This window comes from uncultured Eudoraea sp. (assembly GCF_947258925.1).
In the GTDB taxonomy this organism is placed as follows: Bacteria; Bacteroidota; Bacteroidia; order Flavobacteriales; family Flavobacteriaceae; genus Eudoraea.
Window position 1 is genome coordinate 1 of record NZ_CAMYKG010000042.1, and the last position, 20,081, is coordinate 20,081.

Genomic DNA, 20,081 nt, shown 5'->3' on the forward strand with positions numbered 1-20,081 from the left:
TCAAAATCCAGACTTATTTGATTGTGATCCGGTTTCAGGTTTTGATATTTTCGCACTGCACTTTCTAACTCTTCATCATCAATTGGCTTTAACAGATAATCTATACTATTTAGTTTAAATGCCTGTAGCGCATATTCATCATAGGCCGTAGTAAAAATGATTGCGCTTCTCACTTCAACAACATCAAATATTTCAAAAGATAAACCATCGGATAATTGAATATCCAGAAAAATCAAATCGGGATGTTCATTGTTTTCAAACCAACTTATTGATTCTTCCACAGAATGAAGCATAGTGGATACATTAACATTAAGTTCGTTGAGCAGCCTTGCGAGTCTTCTTGCGGCGGGCTTTTCATCTTCAATTATCAATACTTTCATTCTAAAAATTTACTCAATTGCTATTATTTGTTAAATAATTAAACACTTATCCAATAAAATTCACTATTTGAATTTGTCAGCTTCATGCTTATCTTTTTCAATATACTTCTGAATTTGGCGTTCTTCCCAATTTTTACCAAACAACGGATTATAATTAAATACGTGCGCCCAGTGAAATGCAAGTCCTATTCCCCAAAATATCATTGTAAAAAATGTGGGAAACTGCCAAAAGCTTTCCCCTTCCGCCATAGTCCTTATATAGACATTTACTAGAATAAAAGAATTTATCACTATATAAACTGCCAAATGTATATAAAATCCCTTTATCTCCTCTACTCGCTTCTTGGCTCTTTCAAACTTCTCATTATTGTCAATATCCATAAGAATCATTTTTTCTAATTAGTTTACTCCCACTTGTTTTGATGTTCATCTTCCCGCATGATCTCTTTTATCTTGCGCTCTTCCCAATCCTTACCAAAAAATGGATTTAGGTTAAACGTTTTAATCGCGTGAAAAAATATCCCAATTCCCCATCCGAATGCGGCCCATAGAAACCACATATAACGCCAATCATTAGTCCAGTAATTAATTGCTGCCAGCAGGCTTATAACCAGCACGTATGATAAGAGGTTTCCGTAGAATTTCTTTAGGGCCATAACTCTTTCCTTGGCTCGCAGGTATTTTGCTTCTTTTTTAAAATCTTCCATGATATTTTTATTAGTGGTTATCCATAATTTAGTGTTATTTCAAAAATGGTTTACCCATTGTTTTGATTTCTGAATTACTCAAAAATTATTATTTTCAATTAATTCCTGAATTTTCCTTTGCTCCCATTCCTTCCCCCACAGTGGATTAATTCCTTTGGCAGCCATACCTGTGACGATAAGGCCAAAGCCCCAGCCCAGAGCCGGAAAAATTGCCCAGGGAAAGCTGGTAGTCTGAAAATTAATCCCTATGAGAATAGGAATAACCAAACAGTATAAAATACCACTGACATAAAATTCTTTTATAGCTTTTACCCTTTCTTTTGCTCTAAAATAACTTGACTCTATCCTCTTATTTTCCATAATTCCTATGTTCGAAATGATTCTGATACTAATTACAATTCTAAATTCCGAAATACCAGATAAAATTCTAAATTTAAGTTTCTCAAACGTATGAAATAACGGATGGGTTGTGATTTTGAAATAACCGAATCTTTTCCTAAAACTTATCGTTATCCATTAATTCTTTAATTTTCCTTTCCTCCCATCTCTTTCCCCATAGAGGATTATAGCCATAGGCCTCCATTCCATGCATCAGTAGTCCAAAACCCCATCCCATGGCAGGAAAGATCGCCCACGGAAAGCTCGTTGTCCTAAAATTTAACCATACTAAAAATGGGATTACAATACAATATGCAGTAAGATTTCCATAGAAACCCTTAATTGCCTCTACTCGTTCTTTGGCTTTTTGATATCGCTTATCGCTGATATAACTTTGCTGTGACTCTTGCATACTAACCTTTTTAATAAGAATGGGTAGCACGACGGAAAAGTCCTTAGCTGTTTTTGTAATTTGAACTTCTTTGTTGGACAGGATACTATAACGCTGTTGAATATTCCGCAGTCCTACCCCACTGCTTTTCTTTACCACCTGTTTCTCTTGCAAATTATTTTGTATAACAAGCGAATTACCTTCTTCGAAAACTTTAATATGCAAAGGTCTTGAGCTGGTAACGATGTTGTGTTTTACAGCATTTTCCAACAAAAGTTGCAAAGAAAGCGGTACTATTTTGGCTTCAGGATTACTGCACTTCTCAGGGATATCAAAGATAATACTGTCTTCAAACCTCATTTTCAGCAAACGTATATAGGTTTTGGCAAACTGCAGTTCCTCATCGACTGTAACGAGATCCTTGTTTTTTTGTTCAAGTACATACCTGTATACTTTAGAAAGCGAGGTTGTAAATTTTTGTGCCTGATCCTGATCTTCCTCAATTAAACTGGTAAGCACGTTTAGACTATTAAATAAAAAATGTGGATCTAATTGATTTTTCAGAGCATCAAACTTTGCCGATGCTGTCCCGGCAATTATTTTCTGTTCCTTGACCTTCTTATCCTGTAAAGCCCTGTAAAAGTAAAATGCATGAAAGAAGAGTGTAAACACTATGGTTATCAATAGCGCTATCAGGTAATATTTAGCCCTTTCCCCAGCAAGAAATTCCTCCCAACTAGCTCCTTCGAAACCCATTCTTATCATTACTCTTATCCAAAGAATACCTATCATAGTTAGCACTATTCCACCCAATGCTCCGATAACAAGCCTGTACCTGCGATATTTTTTCCAAACAACCTTATGATTCAAATAATCAAAAAAAGAACTGTTAATGATGGTCAGTATTACGGAATAAAGCATGTTATAACCAACACCTATGAAAAATCCTTTATCAAATTCGACCGAACCATTTGTTAAGAATTCAATAGCAATAAAAATCACAGTTAAGACCAGACCTATAACTACACCAACCAAAAATGTCTTAAACAGGTATCTCATTCTTTATAAACTTAATTATTTGTTTACTTCCGGATCATTACAATTATTCAGAATCATAATAGCCCTTTCTTTGCCCCAATTAGGGTAAAATGGCCCCTCAGGTTTAAAGTTAGTAAAAAGTTCTATTGACCGTGCTACGTCTTTACAATAGGGGGTTGTATCCTTACCAAAGTATTTCGCTGAACCCATGTCCCATTCCGCCTTAGACAATACAACTCTGGGGTTATCAGGAGCAAGATCCAAAGCGTGAGCATAAATAGCAGCGTTTTTAGCAGATAGAGTCATCCCATATGTGGCCCCGTCAAAAGCGATCCAAGCCGTATGGATCATAGCTTGTTGTATAAGTATTTCCGGGTTTTCAGGTGATATCGCCTTCGCTATGTCAATAAATTCCTGGGCCTTGGCTAACTGCCGGCTTAACTTTTCCTCATTTGTTTCACCAAAAGATTGCAATGTATTTATCTGGGCTACATAATAATATGGCAACCAGTTGTCTGTTTGGGCCATTGCGATACGTTCAAAAAGATTGGACGCCTCAATTGCCTTTTCGGCACCCCAAAGGGCAAATGCCTTTTGCATCCCTGTTGTATATTTATCCTGGCTAGATGCGGATAAACTTATCATCAGACATACTACTAATAATTTGATTTTCATTTTTTATATTTTAATGGTTTACAGTTCAAAATTGACCCAAAACCATCGCGGAAGTAAAAAAAACTTTCTCAATTGTAGTTTTTGAGTGACTAATTGTAATTTAGACCTCCCTTGTTCACAATAGTAATACTGGAAACCGTGTATATACCTCAACAATATAAAAATGAGAACCTTGAGGAAGTAAAAGACTTCCTTGATAATAATTCCTTTGGAATTTTAATATCCAATAATACGGGAAAACCCTGGGCCACACATATCCCCCTGGAACTCGACAAAGACGATGATGGAAATGACATTCTCTACGGTCATCTGGCAAAGGCAAATCCACAATGGAAACATTTTACCGAAAACGATGAAGTCCTGTGTATATTTAACGGACCACATAGCTATGTTTCTTCATCCTGGTACGCAGAGGAAGAAGTTCCTACATGGAATTATATCGCAGTCCATATTTATGGGAGGTTAAAAATACAGGAAGAGAAAGCCCTGATGGCCTCTCTTCATAAATTGGTCGACAAATATGAAAAGCAGTCAGAGCATCCAATATCTCTTAATAATTTGTCTAAAAACACCTTAAAACAGGTTAAAGGTATAGTAGGGTTTGAGGTTGAAATTAAAAAAATTCAGGCAGCATATAAGTTATCACAGGGAAGGCAACAAGATCATCGGAAAATTATTGAAGAATTAGATAAAAATGGTAGCCCGGGAAGTAAAGAAATAGCCAAAGCCATGAAAAAGAATTAAAAGGTGGGTTGAATTCTATCTAAACAATAAAGAATAGTTTAAATGAATTCGTTAAATAGTATGTAATCTTCCCAATAATAATTCCTTATAAGATTTACTAATGGGAATAACCTTTCTTTCAATTTCTAAATGACTATCCGCCACAACATCCAATTTACAAATATTCACTATAAACGACCTGTGCACTCGTATAAAACAACTATCCTTTAATTCGCATTCAATTGTTTTTAAAGTGCTTACAACCAGATATCTACCTATAGTTGTTACTATATTGCAGTAATTGCGTTCCGCCTCAATAAACAGAATCTGGTCTAATAGTATTTTAACCATTTTTCCATTATGTCTGACAAATATTCGATCGGGTAGTACCTGCAAGTTACTTTCAAATTGATCTTGCTGTAAACTGCCTTTTTTCCCAATTTTCTCAACCACCAAAGCAATCGAGCGTTGTAAATCTATTATATTGAATGGCTTGGATATAAATGCATAAGGTTGTGTAGCTTTTGCTTTTGCAAAAGTCAGGTCGTCATTATTGGCCGTTAAATATATGATAGGTATTTCATTTTGCAGGTGAATTGCAATAGCAGCATCAATACCATCTATGGAACCTTTAAGATTTACATCCATAAGAATAATATCAGGATTATTTTGGTTTGCAGTAGTGATTGCGTCCTCCCCACGAGATACAATTCCTATAACTTCATAACCCAATTTTGTCAGTTGCAATGAAAGATTAGCTGCAATAATCATATCATCTTCTACTATTAAAATTCGAATAATGTTTTCCATGTTCAGGCTGCTTTGTGGTTTTGAAATTCGAAAGAAACAGCTGTTCCTTTATTAATATTTAAGGTCATTTTACCGTCTAATTGTCTGGTTAATAAGTCTATTAATTGGGTCCCAAATCCTGTTCCCTCAATCTTATGGTGATAATTTTTTCCTATTCCATTATCGGACACATCGAGTTGTAGCTGGTTTCCGGATTCTTTAAGGCTAATCCGAATTTCACCTGACCGGTTATCGGGAAATGCATATTTAAGTGAATTAGTGAGCAATTCATTAACAATTAATCCTATTGGGATTGCAGTATCAACATCCAGATCGAGTTCCTTCATCTCACATATTAATTGAACTCTATCAGAGGCCCCATAAATATCTAAAATGAAGCTTCCCAGGTTTAAAAAATACGCTTTCATTTTTATAGAAGAAAGGCTTTTACCTACATATAGATTTTGGTGGATCATACTCATGCTATGAACACGATGTTGACTTTTACGCATGGCATCCGCAACCTTGGAATCCCCGACTTGTTCGGATTGCAGCGATAAAAGACTTGATACTACTTCCATATTATTTTTTACGCGATGATGTATTTCCTTAAGCAAAAATTCCTTTTCAGTATTTTGCTTTTTGAGTAATTCATTTTTCTTCTTATTTGTGCGAACTGTATTGTATAATAACAATAAAATGAAAAGCAATAATCCGCCAATAAGTGTCATGAGCAACTGAGTGGATCTTTGCTTTTTCAATTGATTTTCCTGTACCATAATGGTGCTCTCCTTTTGGGCCAAGTCAAACTCTGTAAGCAATAATGAAATGTGTTGATCTGCTTCGGTCGTAAAAATTAGTTTTTTAAGTTTATCATATTGCGCATAGGCCTGATATGCCTCCCGGTAATTGTGATTCCCGGCATAGGCTTTCCCTAATTCTTCATAGGCCTGACTCAGATAAAAACTATCCCCAAAATCATCTGTTGCAATAGCAATACTCTTTTCTAAACTATCTATCGCGGATATATATTTACCCTGGAGGTTCTGTAATTTTCCTATTGCCAACCAGGAACGCATCATCATAAAGTTATTATCCAGCAAATTCGCATATTTTAAGGCATTTTTACCTGCTATTTCTGCCTCGTCAAAGTTGTTCAAATAAGCCTTTAAATATACCTTTGAGATATACGCATCGCACAAATTATTATAGAACCCGTACCGTTCACCAATAGCAATAGAATGTTCAAAGTAATTAAGGGCCTCATCATGTCTGTTCAAAGCCAAATAACAATTACCAACAACATATAGTGTAAAGTCATAATCGAGGTCATTTAAGCCTCGTTCCTCGAAAAGGGCCAATGACTTTAAACCATATTCCAAGGCTCGTTCATAACGCGACTGTTTCCAGAATAAATTGCTTAAATCACTCATGGCAACTGCTATGGCCCTTTTATCTTTTAATTCTTCACCCAATTGCAAGGTTTCCATGGCTATATCGGCGGCCTTGTCTAGTTTACCTTTCCTTTCATATACATAACCCAATTGTGTATACAGTAATGGCAAATCCTTCTTCAACACCTTTTTCATTGCAGATTCCAGAACAGTCCTTGCACTATCCAGTTTTTCCATTCTTAAAAGAATGGCTCCCTCAGTAATTTGGAGCCTTCCCTCCCAAAGGGTGTCTTTCTTTTCATGGGTAAGACGTAATCCTTCTTCTGCAAATTGCAGTGCTTTCGTTAAATTTCTGGTATGCCAGTAATAAGCCAGGTCATTCAGAATATTAAATTGAATTGTATCTGTATTACTTTGGCGATAGGAGTTTTCAAGGACATCTAAGTAAGAAATTCCAAAATTATCTGTATCAACAAATACTCTCTTGTAGGAATTTTCACTTTTAAAATCTACAATCTGGGCCAGACCAAGGTGATGGTTCAAAAATGAACAAAGGCAGAATATTAAAACCTTATCAAATCGGCTTATCATTTTATTCAAATCTTAACCGATGGGGCCAGTATTTTTTAAATATACAAATTATAACATTAATTATTGCTTCGTTAAATTAAAATAGACTTTCGGACAGTAATAAGGGCAATTCGTCCGCTTATGCTTTCATATATACCCTGCTATTGTTTCTTTAGCATAAAGAATAGGTATTGCAAGTATCTATGGAGGAAACTTTCTGTAAGACATGTCGAAATCAATTACATGTATTTTAATTCTATTAGTTGTAATTACGGCATGCAATTCCAAACAACGAAGTGATCAATTGTCTATGGATGAAAGACTAACTAAAAATTTAGATGTGTTTATTGATTCTTGTTGGAATGATCAGAATGTTACCAAACTAAATGAATTAGTAGCAAAGGATTTTATTAGAATTCTCAATGGAATCAACGTTGCTGCAAATGAAAATGAATTAGGGGCTCATATGAATGTCTTTTTTACAGGATTTCCTGATTTAAAAATTCAATACAATAATTTATATATCGAAGGGAACAATCTCTTTATGAATTGGGAATGCACAGGAAGTAATACAGGCATTTTTGGCGAAATGCCGGCAACCGGGAAAAAAATAAAAATTCAGGGACTATCACATCTTTATTTTACAGATGAGGGAAAATTATATAAAGAGGATGTGTACTATAACGAACTAGACCTGCTTCAGCAGCTGGGTTATACGTTGGAAGCGCCAATATTGGAATAAATTAAATCGTAAATATTAATTCATTAACTAAAATTTAATAAACAATGAGAACATTAAATGCAAAATTAACAAGTTTACTTTTAGGATTGGTAATGGGCACTACAGCCTTCTGTCAAAGCGATAGCCAGGCATATTGGGTTCATGAAGATGTAGTAAAACCTTCCAAAGTAGCCGATTACGAAGCGGTCTGTAAAGAACTTACAGATAACTTAAAGAAACACAACATTCAGGAAATAAGTACTATAGTGACTAATACAGAGGATGACCGCTACCTGTGGGTATCCCCTATTGCTAATATGGCAGATATTGATAAGCCCATCTTCGCTACCCTTATGGAAAAAATGGGTAAAGAAACTTTCTCCAATATGTTTAACAGAATGGATGAATGTTATGATGTTGAACAGGATTATGTTATACATTTAGACGAGTCACTTTCATACATGCCAGATGGTATTACGCAAACACCTGAAGGCGAAGATTATCGCAAATTCTTCTATTTCCATATTACACCTTCAAATCGTGTAATGGTAAAAAAGACTATGGAAGAGATAACCAATTTATTTGCAAGCAAAGGCTCCAAATTCTATTACAGAGTTTACAAAAGTGGTTTTGGCACCAGGGGGGAATTTTATATGGTGGCCGCAGCTGCAAAGAATTCTGCTGACTATAGTGCGAAAGTAACCGCTAATAACGAGCTTTTGGGTGATGAATGGCCCAAATTATATGGCGAACTAAGAAGTAATTTATTAAAATATGAAGAATTTACGGGAAGTATGAGACCCGATATGGCTTATAGTCCTTCCAAATAAAAATTAACTAATGACCTCATTGATTGAAAAAATCGATGGGGTCTATTTTATTCACTAACCCTTAATTAAATATTTTAAACATGAAAAAAATTCTTTTAATCTGTCTGGCTACTACATTTTTTATAAGCTGTAAAAATGCGGAACCAAGATACTTCTCTTCTTCCCCGGAAATAGATGTGGCAAAAGCCCATATTAAAGCCTACAATGAAGGAGATTGGACTACATGGATGTCTCACTATGCCGATACGGCTAAATTATCCCACAATACCCTGGATGAGAGTTCAGCGGCAGAAGTACTGGAAGGGCTTAAAGATCTGCTTGCAGGTGCATCCAGTTATGGATTTACAGACAAGGACATCTTCTATGAAATGGTGGTTGACGATAAGGCTGAAAAATGGGTGAATTTCTGGGGTACCTGGGAAGGAACTATTGCAGCCAATAATCAGAAGCTTACAATACCGGTTCACCTGACGGTGCAATTTGCAGATGGCAAAATAGTGGAAGAACATGCCTATTATGATTTATCGGAATATATGGCTGTGATGCAAAAGATAGAGGCCGAAATGGAAGAAGTCGAAGAAGAAATGGAAAATTAAAATTGACTAATTAAAACATACAAAATGAGAAAAATTATTTACTTATTGTTAATGATTCCCTTTTTGGTAATCTCACAGAACACTGACGAATACATGGTCATGGAAAATGTCATGATTACAGCTGTACCATCTAAAACAGCTGAATTGGAAGCAGGCTTGGCTGCACACAATAAGAAATATCATGCTGAAGGAATACATGGTGCCCGTGTTTATTGGATCTCGAACGGAAAAAATGCCGGGAAATACATGTGGGTAATGGGTCCGCTACCCTGGAGCGCAATGGACAGCAGACCTGCAGTGGATGGTCATGATGAGGATTGGAGTAAAAATGTGGTTCCCTACACTACCGCTGAGAGTGACGTTACCTACTGGAGGTTTCATCCAAATTTCTCTAATTTTCCAAATGATTTTAATTTAAAATATTTATCAGTATTTATGGTAGATTTTAAACGATTCAAATATCCTGAAATGATTAGTATCCTGGAACGAGTTAAAAAAGTTAATCTTGAAAAGAGTCCGGATGAACCTTATGGTGTTTACACTAATGAAATGCCGGACACTGAAGATGGCAGAGATATGGCATTTGTAAATTTCTTTAGCAATTCTGGATGGATGGGCCGTGAAGATACTTTTATGAAAAAGTATGAAGAAGTACATGGCTCAGGGAGCTTTGCTGATTTTCTGAAGGATGTAGAGGCCGCCACAAAAGGTGACCGCTCGGAATTATGGACCTATAGAGAAGATCTAAGTGGTCTTGGAGGCACCGTTAGTGCTCAAGCCAGACAATAGATCTCCTATTGAAGGATGCAGCTCTGTAAAGATCATAAAGATCTTTACCACGTAGTACTGACAGAATATACTTAACTAACCAACTACTTAAGACCCGGGAAACCGGGTTTTATTTTTGATCACTATGCACTCCCGGTAGTAAAAATTATTGGTGTCACAATTAGAGCATTACAACAAACTTTACTAATTTTCCCAGAAATCCAAAATCCACATCATGCATAAAGTTTTATCTTTCTTCATCATTGCCTTTGTATTAAGCAGCGTAGTTTCCGGACAAAACAAGTCCAATCTCGAACTCACCGATATTTTTAATTTGGAATTTGTCTCTGATCCACAGGTCTCACCGGATGGGACCAAAATTATTTATGTACGGAATTTTAAGGATATTATGACAGACAAGAATCTTTCCAATTTGTGGATAGTCAATTTTGATGGTACCCAAAACCGGCCTCTGACTACAGGAAATCATAATGATGTGGCCCCACGTTGGTCACACGACGGCACTCGTATTGTTTTCAAATCCAATATGCAGGATAACAAAAATAAACTCTTTATGATGTGGATGGATACAAAGGAATTCGTGGCACTGACAAACTCTAAATCATCTCCAACAGCAGTGAGTTGGTCACATGATGATACACATTTGGCATTTACAATGTTTGCCCCTAAAAAGTCTGAGTCTATCGTTAAACTACCTCCAAAACCGGAAGGTGCAAAATGGAATAAACCACCGATTTATATTGATGAGCTAAATTATCGTAGAGATGGCCAGGGCTATTACAAGGGTGGTAACAGACAGCTTTTTATACTATCCACGGATGGAGGAACTCCCCGGCAAATTACCTTTTCTGAACATAATCACGGTACTCCTATTTGGTCTAAGGATAATAGCAGCTTGTATTTTTCAGCAAATCTTCATGAGAATCATGAATTTGAACCCAGAAATAGTGAAATATACGAACTAAAATTGGCTGATAATTCAGTCAGAGCACTTACAAATCGGCTTGGCCCGGATAATGGGCCAGTACTTTCACCAGATGGAAAGCATATTGCTTATACCGGCTTGGATGATAAATATCAAGGCTATCAGATTTCAAAATTATACATCATGAATGCTGATGGAACAAATTCCAGGCTACTTTCCGGAGATTTTGACAGGACCATCCAGAACATACGTTGGTCCGGTGATGGCAAGGGACTTTATTTTCAATACAATGACAAAGGAGATACGAAAATTGGCTTCATTTCTACATCGGGTAAAATGACGAAGATGGTAGATAAATTGGGGGGTCTATCTTTAGGCAGGCCCTACAATGCCGCATCCTTTACCGTTTCCAATAACAACAAATTTGCCTATACCCTGGGGAGTACAGGGCATCCGGCAGATTTAGGAACATTTTACAAAAACAGTGCCCGAAGAATTACGGCCCTAAATGATGATATATTTTCATATAGAAACCTTGCAAAGGTTGAAGAGCTTTGGTGGGAATCTTCCTTTGACCAAAGAAAAATACAAGGCTGGTTGGTTAAACCACCGAATTATGATCCCTCCAAAAAATACCCTCTTATTCTCGAAATTCACGGCGGACCTTTTGCGAGTTATGGATCTGTTTTTTCAGCAGAAATTCAATTATACGCCGCTCAGGGATATTTGGTCTTATACACAAATCCCAGAGGGAGTAGCGGTTATGGAGAAGAATTTGGGAATCTTATTCACCATGATTACCCCAACCACGATTATGATGACCTGATGTCTGGAGTTGATGCAGTAATTAAAAAAGGTATAGTTGATGAAAAGAACATGTTTGTCACAGGAGGTAGCGGAGGAGGTGTCCTTTCTGCATGGATAGTTGGAAAGACCGACAGATTTGCAGCAGCCGTGGTAGCTAAACCTGTTATTAACTGGTATAGTTTTGTTCTTTATGCAGATGGTCCGGGTTTTTTCTATAAATATTGGTTCCCTAACAAACCCTGGGAAGATCCGAGCAGTTATCTCAAACGATCACCCCTCTCCTATGTGGGAAATATTTCCACTCCAACAATGCTATTGACCGGTGAGCAAGATTACCGTACTCCCATCGCCGAGTCCGAGCAGTTTTACGCGGCACTTAAACTGGAAAAAGTAGAAACTGCAATGGTTCGAATTCCCGGAGCTTCTCATGGTATTGCCAATAAACCCAGCAATTTGGTGGCCAAGATAGCAAGTGTATTAGCCTGGTTTGAAAAATATAAAAACGAATAATCTTGCGAATAATCCATAAAATGGATTATACCGGTTGAAGAAAATATTTCTTAACTTTATGGATATACAACCGGCGTATGATTCACAATAAATATTGGCAGGCATTCTTTGCCCTGTCGCCGATAATAATTTTCTTTATTATCATGTTGGGGTATTTTCTTTTTATTTTTTCCATATTAAGTAATATTCCCGAATTAGAACAAACTCATGATGGACCCCCGGAATTAGTTTTTCAATGGGTGGGTCAATTTATGATTATGATTTTTTTAGTAATCCTATTGTCAATTGCAAGTTTAGTATTTTTTATCGTCCATGCCCTTCAAAATCCGAATCTCAAGCAAGGCCATACACTACTGCTATGGATCTTATTGTTCATTTTTGTCAGCGGATTGGGTCAATTGATCTATTGGATTGTTGAAATAGTGGGCAAGAGAGGTCAAAATGAAAAATTAGAACAATCTCACTAATGGAAAGCAGAAGATCCTTTATTCAAAAGGCGCTCCTTGGAGGTACCGCTCTTTCAATGCCCTTCACAGAGGTTTTTTCTTCATATTCAATTATGAAGTCCTCCGGCCCCAAGATATCACTTGCACAATGGTCCTTAAACAGGGCTTTTTTCAAAGGAGAATTAAAAGCAATTGATTTTCCGGACATCGCAAAAAACTCATTTGGTATCAATGCCGTTGAATACGTAAATGCATTTTATAAAGAAAACAGTACCAATCAAAAGTTTTGGAATCAACTCAAAAGTAAATCAGATGCAGCCGGTGTCCAAAACCTTTTAATTATGGTTGATGATGAAGGAGATTTGGGAAATCCGAATACAAGTGAGCGCAAACAAGCGGTAGAAAATCATTATAAATGGATAAATGCCGCTAAATTACTGGGATGTCATTCCATAAGGGTAAATGCTTTCGGAAAGGGAGATAGAAATACTTTAAAGAATTCCTTAGTGGATGGTTTGGGAAACTTATCTGAGTATGGGGGCAAGGAAAATATAAATGTTCTGATTGAAAATCATGGACTACATACGTCTGACGCAAAGTTTATAACCTCAATAATAAAAGAAGTTAATCATCCCAAATTAGGGACCTTACCGGACTTTGGTAACTGGTGCCTTAATGCCAAATGGGGAAGCACACAGAACGACAAATGCACGGAAATGTATGATCCTTATCAAGGAGTTACAGAATTTTTACCGTATGCAAAAGGAGTAAGTGCCAAGGCTTACAATTTTGACCGGAATGGTACTGAAACTTTTCTGGATTATAGAAGGTTCCTTGAAATCGTAAAAGATTCAGGGTTCAATGGATATATCGGAATTGAGTATGAAGGTGAAAGATTAAGTGAACCCGAAGGTATACGGGCTACCAAAGCGCTGATTGAAAAAGTCTTGCTCAATTTAGATTAAGGCAATTATTAATTCTCAGCGGATTTAAACATAAGCGCCCCAACTATTATAGTATTCCAGAGCCATAGAAACTCTATGGCCTGTGTGAATTTGGATTTTTACGAAAAAGTCCTTTAATGCAATCCACCATTTACCGGATTAGTAGTATTAAACAAAGAGTGTTTATGGACTGTACTCATCTATTGGGTGCCCATAATAAAAGATGATAAAAATGCAATTCAATTCAGATAGTAAAATTGATAGGTGAGAAATTAATAGCTATTTCACGGTTGCTTGTTGCCAATGTTTGTTATCGGGTATATTCATAAAAAAAAACTATTTTTATCACCTAACTACATCCCTACCATCCAAACTAAAAATATGTCACAAATTTCGATTAGCTCCGTTAAACCCCGATTAACCTTTTGGCAAATCTGGAATATGAGCTTCGGTTTCCTGGGAATACAATTCGGATTCGCTTTGCAAAATGCCAACGTGAGTAGAATATTTGAGACCCTGGGAGCCTCCAAAGACGAATTGCCAATTTTATGGTTAGCGGCACCGGTAACCGGTCTTCTTGTGCAGCCTATTGTTGGGTATTACAGTGACAGAACCTGGCATCCTAAATGGGGAAGGCGGAGACCATTTTTTGCCATTGGTGCAATCCTGGCCACAATAGCTCTTTTCGCAATGCCCAACTCAACCGCGCTTTGGATGGCTGTAATAATGTTGTGGCTTTTAGACGCCTCTATTAACATTTCCATGGAACCATTCAGAGCATTTGTAGGGGACATGCTGCCCAATGAACAGCGGACAAGTGGATTTGCAATGCAAAGTTTTTTTATTGGTTTAGGAGCTGTAATTGCCTCGGCCCTACCCTACCTAATGACTAATTGGTTTGGTGTAGAAAATGTAACCTCGGATGGAAGTATCCCTGATTCTGTAAAATGGTCATTCTATATAGGGGGTATTGCCTATTTCACTGCTGTAATGTGGACCGTTTTTAACACCAAGGAATATCCACCGGATGATATTGAAAAACTTAGAAGTGAAAATGCTGAAATTGGGGTATTTACCGGACTTAAGGAGTCCTTTATGGGTATTTTTAAAATGCCCAAAACCATGGTACAACTGGCATTTGTTCAATTTTTTTCTTGGTTTGCGCTTTTTGCTATGTGGATCTACACGACCTCAGCCGTGACCAGCCATATCTATGAAACTTCGGATACGGCGTCGGCACTATACAACGAAGGAGCAGATTGGGTTGGAATTTGCTTTGCTATATATAATGGAATTGCTGCTCTGGTGGCTTTTCTATTGCCCGTAGTTGCCAAAAAACTGAGTAGAAAAATGACACATTTAATTGCGCTGGTTTTGGGAGGTTTGGGATTACTTTCAATGTATTTTATATCCGATCCTAATTTATTACTGGTATCAATGATTGGAGTGGGTATTGCCTGGGCCAGCATATTATCTATGCCTTATGCAATGTTGTCCAGTATTCTGCCCTCAAACCAAATGGGCTATTATATGGGAGTGTTTAACTTCTTTATAGTTATTCCCCAAATTGTAGCTGCAGGCATTCTAGGATTTTTACTAAAAACCTTTTTTGGGAATATCTCGATCTATGCTTTGATTATCGGCGGATTTTCCATGATTATTGCCGGTTTTTTGTGCATTTTTGTCGACGATAATGAAATTACGAATGATGATGCAAAAAATTAACCTTAATATCTTCTTATTTAGGGCATAGAAGAGCTTTATAAGGTATTCAACTGATTACTTTTTTTATCTGTACTAATTGTCCAGAAGAACCCAACAAAAAAGAAAGAATCGGCTGGTGGCCGTATGGCCAATCTTTCAAAAACACCATTTGAATTAGGGGTATTGGCATATTCATAGTTACTGACATTATTAAAAGAAAGTGCATTGCTCACAGAGAAGTACAGGATTTTTTGCTGATCAATCAGATAAGCCCAGTTAAAACTCAGGTTATTATATGGGCTGGTCTTTTCAGCCAGAAAACCCGACGTATTAGGATTATCATATGGTCTTCCGGAACCAAAAGTGTAAGACAAGCCCACCTGGGATCTGAATTTATCAATCCAATATTTGGTAACCACTGAAAAGCTATGATTTGGGGCAAAGTTTGGTGTTGCTTTTTGGGGATAATTTAGATAATCCCGTTCCGTATCCAAATATGAATAAGAAACCCAGTAGTCCAAATTTTTAATGCTTTTGTCATCTCTCCAAAAGAGATCCAATCCTGCGGCATATCCACTTCCATTATTGTTAAAACCAGAGTCGAATTGAGGTAGGGAGGTATCAAATTTAACAAGGTTTCTGTAGTCCTTATAATAAGCCTCTGCCCTAAAAGTTCTACCGCTATTTATAAATTGATAATTTAAAATATAATGTTTGGTTTTGGACATCTCTAAGTCCGTATCATACTTCAAATAATCAATCTTAGGGTTTTGGTAAAAATCTCCATAGGCCAGTGAAAATTGTCCATAATCCCCACTTTTGTAGGCAAACGAAACCCTGGGCGAAAAGTTAAACTCCTTTAATGCATTTGAATATTCGGCCCTTGCCCCCAACTTCACTGCAAAATGGTTACTTAAAAAAAGTGATCCTTCAGTAAAAAAAACACTGAGGTTATCGTTGAAATAACTTTCTAAATTTAAATCATCCAGAGACTCGAAATTATCTGAATAATCGGTTATAAAATGCTCAACTCCAAAAATGAGATTAAATCGATTTGTAAAACCTTTCCTAATTTTAAATTTTAAATGTGCAGCAAGCTGATTGGTTTTTATCCTATCCTGGAATATACCTATGTCATTCCCATCGTATGAGATACTGGCTCCGGCTTTAAAAGACCATTCATTGGCAAGAAATCTTTTGTAGTTGGTGTTTAGGTAAAAATTACTATTCTTTAATTGATAGGGTACAAATTCCTCGAAATTTATGTTCTCTTGTTCAATATCAAAATCGGCATGGGTAAAGCCCGCATAAGCCTTGAAGATGCTATTTTCCTTAATACTCCTGAAAACTGCCTCACCGGATAAGGATTCATAAGGTGAATTCCATAGAACGCCCTGATCCGAAGGAAGTAATGCTTCATAGGGCGCCAGGTTAATATAAGAAGTGTTTATACTAAGGGACTCATCACCCCAAATTTTAGTATGGCCAACTCCCAAACCAACACTCATTATGGAAATATCCGTTTTTTCCTGTACAGGTTTATCTTCTGTATTTAGCAATAAAACACTAGACAAAGCTTGTCCGTATTCCGCGGAATAGCCTCCGGTACTAAAGGTAATACCTTTAAAAAGAAAGGGCGAAAAACGACCCCTTGTAGGTACATTATTTGCAGTAGCATTGTAAGGTTGAAATACTCGTAAGCCATCAATAAAAACCTGGGTCTCTTCCGCTTCCCCTCCTCTTACAAACAATCTGCCATCTTCGTTTACGGTAGAAGTGCCAGGCAAAGTCTGGATGGCAGCATAAACATCCCCTAATGCTCCTGCTGTCGTAACAATATCTAAAGGTTTAAGTACAGAAGCCTTTGAATCGCCTCCGGCTTCATATGCTCCGGCCGTAAGGGTAACTCCGGTTAAGTTATTTATGGCTTCATTCAAAATTATTTTTTGATCTGAAAAATAACTTACATCAGCAGCTTCCATATGAGTTTCATAACCTATCATAGAAACTATTAGCACATGAGTTCCAAGCTCAGATGTAACGAATGAGAAATTTCCGGATGAATCGGTAGAACCCCCATCGTAGGTGCCTTCCAGATACACATTAGCACCGGCAATAGAATTATCCTTTATATCCTTCACATTGCCCGTTATAGTAACTTGCCCGAATACAGACCAGTAACATGGGAGAAAAACCAGTAGCCAGGTAAACCACTTCATAACGTAACTATTTGGTGTTATCCTGGCAAAATTGGGTCACTTTTTTGGTAAGCTATAAAGATGTTTACCCAGCTGTAATTTATTCATGATGAATTGAGGTCCGCCAAAAGGAATACAATTCAATCCCTTTTTATTACAGTTCAGTACTTAATAATTTTAAATTATTCCGGGTATTTAGAGTTTTGAACTATCATTAACATCTAAACAACAAGGACATGAAAACATTAGCACTTATTTTAAGTTTCATTATTTCAGGAATCATTGCAAATGCACAGGACACAGAAGGTGTGTCTATAAGCGTAACTATTGAAAATATTTCAAGCAACAATGGCCAAATTCTTACGGCCCTGCATACTCAGGAAACATTCATGAAAGGCCCGGGTATACAAAATTATATGAATGACGCGAAAGAAGGCAGTATCACCTTTAACTTTGAAAATGTAAAACCCGGATTGTATGCTATTTCCACGCTTCATGACACCAATGAAAATAAACAAATGGATTATGATTATTCGGGCATGCCCACGGAAAAATATGGGATGAGCAATAGTGAAATGTCTATGGGACCTCCAACATTTCAGAATGCCCAATTTGAAGTTAAAGAAGAAAATCTTGAGATAAATATTCGACTATAAGGTGTAAGGAGAGGTTTGTCTAAACACAAAATGCCCGAATTGAACGGGCATTTTGTGTTCTATAAAGAGGGCCACTGAAAAAATGAAACATGAGCAGCCCTACTCCAAAATTTTAATGATGGTATTTTAAATCTCTTCTGCCAACCAGGCTTTCATCATCCATACCGTTTTTTCCTGTTCCGTAATAAAATCACTCATCATCGAATTAGTTCCCTCATCATTGGCTTCATCCGAATCAGCCAGGATTTTACGTTCAATTATTAGTAGTTCCTTGATGGAATTGACTATTAATTTAATGGCCTCCTCATCCTTTCGTACATTTTTACCAATGGGTACTATAGAATGTGCCCTATAGTCTTCAAAAGTGTGCAGTGGGACTTCACCAAGCGTTAAAATACGTTCAGCAATTTCATCAACTTTGAGATTTGCATCATTGTACAGTTCTTCAAATTTTACGTGTAAGTCAAAAAAACTTTTTCCTTTAATATTCCAGTGAATTCCCCTTAGGTTTTGATAGTAAGTTTGAAAATTAGCTAACAATTCGTTCAAATCTTTACTGAGTGCCTTGGATTTAGCAGCATTAAGACCAATACTATTTAATTTCTCCATTTTAATATTATTTTCTATAAAATTAACAAATATCTATCTTCCTTAATATAAATTTTATTGATAGTTTTTATATTTGTATTACTCAAAATTATACAGATGACCATTACACAATTGCAATACGTTTTGGCTGTTGCAGAATACCAGAATTTTACGCTGGCCGCTGAGTATGCAGGTACAAAAACTTGAAGATGAATTAGATGTTCTGATTTTTGACAGAAGCAAAAAACCTATCCGAATTACCGAGGCGGGTGAAAAAATTGTTGCACAAGCAAAAAACATTGTCAATGAAGCCGAACGAATAAAAGATATAGTAGATCAGGAAAAAGGGTTTATAGGAGGCGAATATACTTTGGGTATAATACCAACAGTAATGCCCACATTACTTCCAATGTTTCTCAAAACTTTTATCAACAAATACCCCAAAGTAAATCTGATCATTAAGGAGCAAAGCACGGAAACCCTAATAAGGAATATCCATGAAGGGCATTTGGACGCGGCCATTGCTGCAACACCACTGGAAATTGAATATATTATAGAACGCCCTTTATACTACGAACCTTTTGTTGGTTACGTTCCGGATAATCATAGACTGAGGGGTGCAGCAAAACTTAATCCGAGCGATTTAGATATCAACGATATCTTGTTGCTAAAAGACGGGCATTGTTTTCGTGATGGAATAATTAACCTTTGTAAGACCCCAAAAAAATATGAGGATGAGCATTTCCAATTGCAAAGCGGTAGTTTTGAAACTTTGGTAAGTCTGGCGGATGAAAATATGGGTATGACCCTTTTACCTTACCTCAATACGCTGGAATTAGATGAAAAGAAAAAGAAAAATTTGAAATATTTCAACAAGCCCTCACCGGCCAGGGAAGTAAGCCTTATTTATCACAAGAGCGAACTTAAAATACAGATTACCAATGCACTAAAAGATGTGATTTCGGGAATTGTACGCGGAGCGATAGCTTTTCAGGATGTAAAAATTATCAGTCCCATTCAAAAAAATTAAAAGCCACCTTTTTAGGTGGCTTTAAGATTATGCGTTTAGATAAATTAATGTGGGTTGTAACTCTGGTTTATCTGTAATAAAATTTTGCAACCAGACTTTCAATTCTTCAATTTCGTCAGGTAAAAGTTTAGAAATTGCTTTTTTCAGTTCTTTACTAAAGAGTTTTACATCAAAACTAACTTTTTGAAGTACCGTTTTATAATACTCCAGCATTGATTTAGCCATATTAAAAATCTGTTTTAATTGTGATTGTTAAGTCAAAAATAACCAAAAAAAGCTATATATTATTGCG

General features: G+C 36.6%; 21 protein-coding genes and 1 pseudogene. 11 read left to right on the forward strand and 11 right to left on the reverse strand.

Features of this window, described 5'->3' with window-relative positions; translation table 11 throughout:
* The 6 genes from Q0X77_RS13290 to Q0X77_RS13315 all read right to left on the reverse strand — a co-directional run.
* On the reverse strand, window positions 1–380 hold a 380-nt coding region (locus Q0X77_RS13290; protein WP_297798152.1), incomplete at its 3' end, for a response regulator.
* Between the two features lie 63 nt (window positions 381–443).
* Window positions 444–761 carry a 2TM domain-containing protein gene (locus Q0X77_RS13295; RefSeq protein WP_297798154.1) on the reverse strand — a complete coding sequence of 106 codons (318 nt, stop codon included), beginning with the start codon at window positions 759–761 and terminating at the stop codon, window positions 444–446.
* Window positions 762–784: 23 nt separating this feature from the next.
* The gene (locus Q0X77_RS13300) at window positions 785–1,087 is read right to left on the reverse strand and encodes a 2TM domain-containing protein (protein WP_297798156.1); all 303 of its coding nucleotides are present in this window, start codon (window positions 1,085–1,087) and stop codon (window positions 785–787) included.
* Between the two features lie 78 nt (window positions 1,088–1,165).
* Window positions 1,166–1,447, reverse strand: coding sequence for a 2TM domain-containing protein (locus tag Q0X77_RS13305; protein WP_297798158.1), 282 nt, complete (start codon window positions 1,445–1,447; stop codon window positions 1,166–1,168).
* A gap of 136 nt (window positions 1,448–1,583) precedes the next feature.
* Window positions 1,584–2,915 (reverse strand): 2TM domain-containing protein, encoded by a 1,332-nt coding sequence (locus Q0X77_RS13310; RefSeq protein ID WP_297798160.1) that lies wholly within the window; start codon window positions 2,913–2,915, stop codon window positions 1,584–1,586.
* 15 nt (window positions 2,916–2,930) lie between these two features.
* A complete protein-coding gene (locus Q0X77_RS13315) occupies window positions 2,931–3,569 on the reverse strand; it encodes a hypothetical protein (RefSeq protein WP_297798162.1) in 639 nt (212 codons plus the stop codon).
* A gap of 138 nt (window positions 3,570–3,707) precedes the next feature.
* Between Q0X77_RS13315 and Q0X77_RS13320 the strand changes: the two genes are divergently transcribed.
* Window positions 3,708–4,313, forward strand: a complete 606-nt coding sequence (locus tag Q0X77_RS13320; RefSeq protein ID WP_297798236.1) for an FMN-binding negative transcriptional regulator — start codon at window positions 3,708–3,710, stop codon at window positions 4,311–4,313.
* Between the two features lie 51 nt (window positions 4,314–4,364).
* Here the strand turns inward: Q0X77_RS13320 and Q0X77_RS13325 are convergent, their stop codons facing one another.
* Window positions 4,365–5,102 carry a response regulator gene (locus Q0X77_RS13325; protein WP_297798164.1) on the reverse strand — a complete coding sequence of 246 codons (738 nt, stop codon included), beginning with the start codon at window positions 5,100–5,102 and terminating at the stop codon, window positions 4,365–4,367.
* 2 nt (window positions 5,103–5,104) lie between these two features.
* Window positions 5,105–7,018 (reverse strand): tetratricopeptide repeat protein, encoded by a 1,914-nt coding sequence (locus Q0X77_RS13330; RefSeq protein ID WP_297798166.1) that lies wholly within the window; start codon window positions 7,016–7,018, stop codon window positions 5,105–5,107.
* Between the two features lie 253 nt (window positions 7,019–7,271).
* Between Q0X77_RS13330 and Q0X77_RS13335 the strand changes: the two genes are divergently transcribed.
* The 8 genes from Q0X77_RS13335 to Q0X77_RS13370 all read left to right on the forward strand — a co-directional run bounded on the left by Q0X77_RS13335 (window position 7,272) and on the right by Q0X77_RS13370 (window position 15,338).
* Complete coding sequence (locus Q0X77_RS13335; protein ID WP_297798168.1) at window positions 7,272–7,787, forward strand: ester cyclase; 516 nt, start codon at window positions 7,272–7,274, stop codon at window positions 7,785–7,787.
* A gap of 44 nt (window positions 7,788–7,831) precedes the next feature.
* A complete protein-coding gene (locus Q0X77_RS13340) occupies window positions 7,832–8,596 on the forward strand; it encodes a hypothetical protein (protein WP_297798170.1) in 765 nt (254 codons plus the stop codon).
* Window positions 8,597–8,676: 80 nt separating this feature from the next.
* Window positions 8,677–9,192, forward strand: coding sequence for a nuclear transport factor 2 family protein (locus Q0X77_RS13345; protein WP_297798172.1), 516 nt, complete (start codon window positions 8,677–8,679; stop codon window positions 9,190–9,192).
* Window positions 9,193–9,216: 24 nt separating this feature from the next.
* Complete coding sequence (locus Q0X77_RS13350) at window positions 9,217–9,981, forward strand: hypothetical protein (RefSeq protein WP_297798174.1); 765 nt, start codon at window positions 9,217–9,219, stop codon at window positions 9,979–9,981.
* Window positions 9,982–10,195: 214 nt separating this feature from the next.
* Window positions 10,196–12,223 carry a S9 family peptidase gene (locus Q0X77_RS13355; RefSeq protein WP_297798176.1) on the forward strand — a complete coding sequence of 676 codons (2,028 nt, stop codon included), beginning with the start codon at window positions 10,196–10,198 and terminating at the stop codon, window positions 12,221–12,223.
* A gap of 77 nt (window positions 12,224–12,300) precedes the next feature.
* Complete coding sequence (locus Q0X77_RS13360; RefSeq protein WP_297798178.1) at window positions 12,301–12,690, forward strand: hypothetical protein; 390 nt, start codon at window positions 12,301–12,303, stop codon at window positions 12,688–12,690.
* Window positions 12,690–13,634 (forward strand): TIM barrel protein, encoded by a 945-nt coding sequence (locus Q0X77_RS13365; protein WP_297798180.1) that lies wholly within the window; start codon window positions 12,690–12,692, stop codon window positions 13,632–13,634. The genes Q0X77_RS13360 and Q0X77_RS13365 overlap by 1 nt, the downstream gene beginning before the upstream one ends.
* 420 nt (window positions 13,635–14,054) lie before the next feature.
* Window positions 14,055–15,338, forward strand: a complete 1,284-nt coding sequence (locus Q0X77_RS13370; RefSeq protein WP_297798182.1) for an MFS transporter — start codon at window positions 14,055–14,057, stop codon at window positions 15,336–15,338.
* A gap of 35 nt (window positions 15,339–15,373) precedes the next feature.
* On the opposite strand, the gene Q0X77_RS13375 is transcribed toward Q0X77_RS13370, so the two are convergent.
* Window positions 15,374–17,536 (reverse strand): TonB-dependent receptor, encoded by a 2,163-nt coding sequence (locus Q0X77_RS13375; RefSeq protein ID WP_297798184.1) that lies wholly within the window; start codon window positions 17,534–17,536, stop codon window positions 15,374–15,376.
* Between the two features lie 215 nt (window positions 17,537–17,751).
* Here Q0X77_RS13375 and Q0X77_RS13380 point away from each other — a divergent pair, with 215 nt between their 5' ends.
* Window positions 17,752–18,171 carry a DUF2141 domain-containing protein gene (locus tag Q0X77_RS13380; RefSeq protein ID WP_297798186.1) on the forward strand — a complete coding sequence of 140 codons (420 nt, stop codon included), beginning with the start codon at window positions 17,752–17,754 and terminating at the stop codon, window positions 18,169–18,171.
* A 126-nt stretch (window positions 18,172–18,297) separates the two neighbouring features.
* Here the strand turns inward: Q0X77_RS13380 and Q0X77_RS13385 are convergent, their stop codons facing one another.
* The gene (locus Q0X77_RS13385) at window positions 18,298–18,780 is read right to left on the reverse strand and encodes a Dps family protein (RefSeq protein ID WP_297798188.1); all 483 of its coding nucleotides are present in this window, start codon (window positions 18,778–18,780) and stop codon (window positions 18,298–18,300) included.
* 96 nt (window positions 18,781–18,876) lie between these two features.
* Here Q0X77_RS13385 and Q0X77_RS13390 point away from each other — a divergent pair.
* Window positions 18,877–19,789, forward strand: a pseudogene (locus Q0X77_RS13390) (hydrogen peroxide-inducible genes activator).
* A 27-nt stretch (window positions 19,790–19,816) separates the two neighbouring features.
* On the opposite strand, the gene Q0X77_RS13395 reads toward Q0X77_RS13390, so the two are convergent.
* The gene (locus Q0X77_RS13395; RefSeq protein WP_297798190.1) at window positions 19,817–20,014 is read right to left on the reverse strand and encodes a hypothetical protein; all 198 of its coding nucleotides are present in this window, start codon (window positions 20,012–20,014) and stop codon (window positions 19,817–19,819) included.
* Between the last annotated feature and the right edge of the window lie 67 nt (window positions 20,015–20,081).